The organism is Kitasatospora sp. NPDC127060 (assembly GCF_042724935.1).
In the GTDB taxonomy this organism is placed as follows: domain Bacteria; phylum Actinomycetota; class Actinomycetes; order Streptomycetales; family Streptomycetaceae; genus Kitasatospora.
In genome coordinates this window covers 1-5,073 of sequence record NZ_JBHXEG010000169.1, presented here as the reverse complement: position 1 = coordinate 5,073, position 5,073 = coordinate 1, and the positions used below count along the sequence as shown (strand labels likewise).

Here is a 5,073-nt window from a genome sequence, read left to right as displayed (position 1 = left end):
AACACCGGCACCCACTCCCCGGACAACCGGGACACCGGGCGCCCCTGGGCACGGACGGCTGCGCTCTCAGGCTTCACGACGAGTCCTCCGACAAGCGACACGGACCGAAGGGGGCATGCATCGCAGCGATGCTAGGAGATCCACATACCTTTGGGAAGGTATTTTAATCGGACCGTAACGTACCGCAGCAGAGTCGCCACGGAGAGGAAGAGCGGAGCCGGGGATCAGTGGTCCGCGGCACCGGCGAACAGCGCCCCGCCCGCGGGCAACAGCCGGGCCCCGGGGATCCGGTCGGCCAGTCCGCGGTCGCCGACCACCACCGGGTGGCCCACCGCGGTCAGCATCGGCAGGTCGGACACGTGGTCGCCGTAGCCGTAGCAGTCCGCCGGGTCGACGCGCGGGTACGCCCGGAGCAGGGCGCGCACGGCCCGGCGCTTCTCCTCGCCGATCACCGGCTCGCCGACCAGCTCGCCGGTGAGGACTCCCCCGCTCACCGCCGGCCGGCTGCACACCACGTGGGCCGCGCCGATGTCCCGCGCGACGGGCTCGACCAGCGCCGGGAAGGAGCCGGAGACCAGCACCACCGGATCGCCCGCCGCCCGGTGCCGCGTCAGAGCCTCGCGGGTGGCGGCGAGGTAGAAGCCGGCGCTCCGGGAGCGAAGGGCGAACCACTCCCGGCCGGCCGCGACGACCGACTCCTCGGACATCCCGGCCCACACCCGGTAGTAGGCCCGGTTCGCCTGCTCGCGCGACGCCCCGCCCACCACCAGCGTGCTCAGCTCCGCCCGCACCCGGGCGGCCCGCTCGGCACCCGACGGCCCGTACCGACCGCCGAGGTAGAAGTCGAGGAAGTCGAACATGCTCTTGCAGTTGATCAGCGTCTCGTCGACGTCACTGAAGGCCAGCCGCTCGGACGGGGTCAGCCGGTCGGACAGGGGCATGGCGGGGCTCCTCGGGGGCCGGGGTCACCTCGGGGTGACGTGACGGTCGGGGTCGGCCGCGGACCCCGGGAGGGCGCGCAGCGCGGGGAAGAGGGTGTCGCGCACCTCGCGCCAGCGTTCGGCGAAGTCGGCACGGCCGTGCAGGTTGTCGGAGATGTGCTGGGCGCCGAAGAAGGCCGCGACGGCGACCCGGGCGGCCACGTCCGGGTCGACGTGACGGGCCAACTGGCCCTGGCCGTGGGCCTCGTGCATCAGCGTCGAGATCAGGTTGGTCCAGTCGACGTAGGGCAGCGGCAGTTCGACGTCGACGGCGTCGCGCTCGTTCTGCAGCCGGGTGCCGGCCTGCATGATCGGGTCCTCAAGGAACGCGGCGGTGGCCGCGTTGAACATCTCGATCACGGTGTCCAGCGGCGACAGGCCCTTCCCGCGCACCGCCTCCAGCGTCACCGGCCAGCGTGAGTACAACTCGTCGACCACCGCGACGGCAAGGGCCTGCTTGTTGGGGAAGTGGAAGTACACGGCGCCCTTGGTCATCGCGACCTCGTCCGCCACGTCCTTGATGCTGGTCTGCTGGTAGCCGCGCTCGGCGAAGATCCGCGCGGCGCAGTGCAGGATCTGCTCCCGCGTCCGCTCCGCCCGTTCCTGACGGAGCATCGGACCGGCCGCGCCCGCGGGCCGGATCGTCGGAGCAGGCCACAACGATTCCACAGCAACACCCTTGTTCTGACTCACAGTTCGCCAATCCTCTCTCGCGCCCCAGCGCTTCTGGCTTTATACCTTCGCCCAGGTATATTTTCGGGCCGGGATCAACGGTCACCCGACATGACCCTCGCCCGCAGATGGGGTGGCACCACCTTAGGGAACGGCACACCAACGGGGAGACGCACTCGCATGTCCATCTTCACCGCATCGCCAAGGTACCCGTCGTCCGACCAGGCAGCACCGCTCGCGCCCGGCCGCGGACTCTCGTTCCGGCACCGCCTTCCGGCCGGCGCCGTCCACAAGACCTCCCCGACGGAGGTCCTGCTCACCGATGCCCTCCGCGACGACGACGGCCATTTCACCGTCGGTGCCCTGTGGCACCGGGACCGCTTCCTGCACGGATTCCTCCACGACGGCGGGAACGGCCGCGCGCCGGATCCGCTGCTGCTGGCCGAGACCGTCCGGCAGACCCTGATACACCTCTCGCACCGCTTCCACGGCGTGCCCCAGGGGCACCCCTTCGTCCTCGACCGACTCGACCTCGATCTGACCGGCGGCACGGTCACGGTCCGGCCGGACCGTCCGGCCCGGGTCGTCCTGGACGTCGTCTGCACCCGGCGGCTGACCACGCCGCGCCGGGCCGGTTTCGCGCTCCAGGCGGCGATCTCCGTCGAGGGCGTCCGGATCGGCCTGGCCGACGTCCGCTGGGAGGTCCTGCACCCGAACTTCTACCAACTGATCCGCCACCGCGACATCCGCGCCAAGGAGGCCACGGCGGCCGGCGCGGCATTACCGCCCGCGGCGCCCGTCGGCGGGCTGCAACGGCTCGGCCAGCGGGAGGTCGGCTACCCGGAGGGCCGGCACGTCCTGCTGGCCCGGGACGAACGGGGCGCCCCCGGCCAGTTCTGGTTCGACGACGACCCCGAACACCCGGTGCTCCACGACCACCCGTCCGACCACATCGCCGGCATGGCCCTGCTGGAGGCCTTCCGGCAGGCCGGCCGCGCCCTGGGCGCCCCGCTGCACCCCGCCGCCGTGCGCTCGGTCTTCACCGCCTTCGCCGAACCGGACGCACCGGTGGCGATCACCGTGACGCCCGGGCCGGGGTGGCAAGCCGGACCGCGCACGGCCGAGGTCACCGCCGCCCAGCACGGCATCGTCCTCGCCAGCGCCCGGCTCGCCTACCGCGACCCGCGACAGAAGTCGGCAGCCCGTCAGGAGGCGTCGTGAGCAAGGACGGTGCGAGCCTCTCCGGGCCGGCCGTCGAGCAGGTGGTGGACGCGGCCCGACGCGACCTGTCCGCGGTGGAGGAGCGGCGCCGGCTCGGCGCGGAGACGGTGGCCGCCGTGGTGGCCGCCGGGTTCCCCCGGCACTTCGTCCCCCGCGAGTACGGCGGCGCGGCGGGCGGCTTCGCCGAACTGCTGGCCGCCTCGGCGGCGGTGGCGCGCACCTGCCCCTCCACCTCCTGGTGCGCCACGCTGTTCGCGGCGCACGGCCGCCTCGCCTCCTACCTGCCGGAGGAGGGCCGGAAGGAGCTGTGGGCCCACTCGCCGGACGCGGTGATCGCCGCCTCGATCATGCCGCCGCAGGGCGAGGCGGTCCGGGACCGGGACGGCTGGCGGATCCGGGGCCGATGGGAGACCGCCAGCGGGGTCGACCACGCGGACTGGCTGCTACTGGCCTCCCGGACCGGCACCCCGGACCGGCCCGAGCACCGGATCTTCGCCCTCCCCCGGGCGGACTGGAGCGTCCTGGACACCTGGCGCAGCCTGGGCGTGCGCGGGACGGGCAGCAACGCGGTGGAGGTGGCCGAGGCCTTCGTCCCCGACCGGCTGTCCTGCACCCTGGAGGACGTCCAGCGGCCGCTCGGCGGGGACGCGGCCCGGTGCCACCGGGTCCCGATCCACCTGGCCGGCGCGCTGATGTTCGCGGCCCCGGTGCTCGGCGCGGCCGAGGGGGCGCTGGACGCCTGGCGACCCGCCGTCGCGGCGCGGCTGGGCGCGCTCTCCCCCGGCCGGCGGGCGGCGGCCGAGCTGGCGCTCGCCGAGGGATCGGCGCAGGTCACGGCGGCCCGGCTGGTGCTGGAGCGGGCCGCGGAGCGGGCCGACCGGGCCGAGGTGACGCCGCTGCTGGTGGCGGAGAACCGGCGGGACGCCGCGCTGGCGGCGGCCTGGTGCGCCGCCGCGGTCGACCGGCTCTTCCACGCCGCGGGGTCGCAGGCGCTGCGCGCGGACTCCGCCTTCCAGCGGTACTGGCGGGACGTCACCACCGCGGCCGCGCACGGTGTGCTCGGCGCGGAGGCGGCCGCCGCCGACTACGCCGCCGTGGTGCTCGGCCCCCGGGGCTGAACCGCACGCCGCACGCCGCACCGACGTCCACGCGCCGGGGGCCGGCCACCCTTCGAAGGGTGGCCGGCCCCAGGCGTTCGAGCGGGTTCCGGTGCGCCGGGAAGCCGGCGCGGGGCCGTCACCGGTCACTGGGCAACTGCGGCACCGGCCCCGGTCGCACGGGCACGGCCGCGGTCAGACCCGGCGGGACTCGCCGATGGCGCTCTCGATGCCCTGGACCATCCGCCACAGCGGGGCCCGGCGGCTGGCGACCAGCACCACCACGTCGTCGGACCCGCCCTCGCCGTCCGGGGCGGGCTCGGCGGGGCGATCGCTCCAGCTGGAGGTCACGAAGGCCATCGCCGCGTCCACCTCGGCCACCCAGTCGCTCTCGCCGCCCGAGCGCAGCCAGGTGCGCAGGGCGTGGTTGTGCGCGGCGACCACGGCGGCGGCGATCACGGTGGCGCGCAGCGGGCCGTCCGGGCGGTCGGCGAAGCGGGCACGCAGGTAGGCGGCGAGGGTGTGCTCGTAGCGCCAGACCACCGACAACTCGTACGCGCGCAGTCCGGGGACCTTGCGGGTGAGGCGGTAGCGCTGGACGGAGAAGGAGGGCTGCTCGGCGTACATCCGCAGGACCAGGCGGGCGGCGTCGCAGGCGTGCTTGACCGGGTCCTCCTCGCCGGTGCCGGACTCCAGGAACTCCGTCATCTCGGCGAGGCTGCGCTCGTGGTCGGGGAAGACCACGTCCTCCTTCGCCGGGAAGTAGCGGAAGAAGGAGCGCCGGCCGACGCCGGCGAGCGAGACGATGTCGTCGATCGTCGTCTGCTCGAAGCCGCGCTCCAGGAAGAGCTCGAAAGCCGCGGCCACCAGCGCCTCGCGCATCGCCGGCTTCGAGGGCCCGTCGTTCATGGGCTGGTCCTGCTCTTCCTTCTCGCTCATTCTCCGGAACTTAGCATCGGCGCCACGGGGCGGCCCCTGACGGCCGGCCGGCGGACCGGGCCGGCCGTCGGTGCCGGTCGGGCGGTCGTTACGGCAGGTTGCGGGCCATCACGATGCGCTGGACCTGGTTGGTGCCCTCGTAGATCTGGGTGATCTTCGCGTCC

At 74.1% G+C, this 5,073-nt stretch carries 6 protein-coding genes; 2 read left to right on the top strand and 4 right to left on the bottom strand.

Going from position 1 to position 5,073, the window contains the following annotated elements; translation table 11 throughout:
• Positions 1–224 precede the first annotated feature (224 nt).
• A complete protein-coding gene (locus ACFWIS_RS40345) occupies positions 225–941 on the bottom strand; it encodes an HAD family hydrolase (protein ID WP_380464033.1) in 717 nt (238 codons plus the stop codon).
• A gap of 24 nt (positions 942–965) precedes the next feature.
• Positions 966–1,595 carry a ScbR family autoregulator-binding transcription factor gene (locus tag ACFWIS_RS40340; protein ID WP_380464035.1) on the bottom strand — a complete coding sequence of 210 codons (630 nt, stop codon included), beginning with the start codon at positions 1,593–1,595 and terminating at the stop codon, positions 966–968.
• 237 nt (positions 1,596–1,832) lie between these two features.
• On the opposite strand from ACFWIS_RS40340, the gene ACFWIS_RS40335 reads away from it, so the two are divergent.
• Together ACFWIS_RS40335 and ACFWIS_RS40330 are read left to right on the top strand one after the other, a co-directional pair.
• Positions 1,833–2,873: a ScbA/BarX family gamma-butyrolactone biosynthesis protein gene (locus ACFWIS_RS40335; RefSeq protein ID WP_380464037.1), complete on the top strand. Its 1,041-nt coding sequence runs from the start codon at positions 1,833–1,835 to the stop codon at positions 2,871–2,873.
• Positions 2,870–3,991, top strand: coding sequence for an acyl-CoA dehydrogenase family protein (locus tag ACFWIS_RS40330; RefSeq protein WP_380464039.1), 1,122 nt, complete (start codon positions 2,870–2,872; stop codon positions 3,989–3,991). Before ACFWIS_RS40335 ends, ACFWIS_RS40330 begins: the two co-directional genes overlap by 4 nt.
• A gap of 174 nt (positions 3,992–4,165) precedes the next feature.
• Here the strand turns inward: ACFWIS_RS40330 and ACFWIS_RS40325 are convergent, their stop codons facing one another.
• Together ACFWIS_RS40325 and ACFWIS_RS40320 are read right to left on the bottom strand one after the other, a co-directional pair.
• Positions 4,166–4,852, bottom strand: a complete 687-nt coding sequence (locus tag ACFWIS_RS40325) for a TetR family transcriptional regulator (RefSeq protein WP_380464160.1) — start codon at positions 4,850–4,852, stop codon at positions 4,166–4,168.
• 145 nt (positions 4,853–4,997) lie between these two features.
• On the bottom strand, positions 4,998–5,073 hold a 76-nt coding region (locus tag ACFWIS_RS40320), incomplete at its 5' end, for an acyl-CoA dehydrogenase family protein (RefSeq protein WP_374214750.1).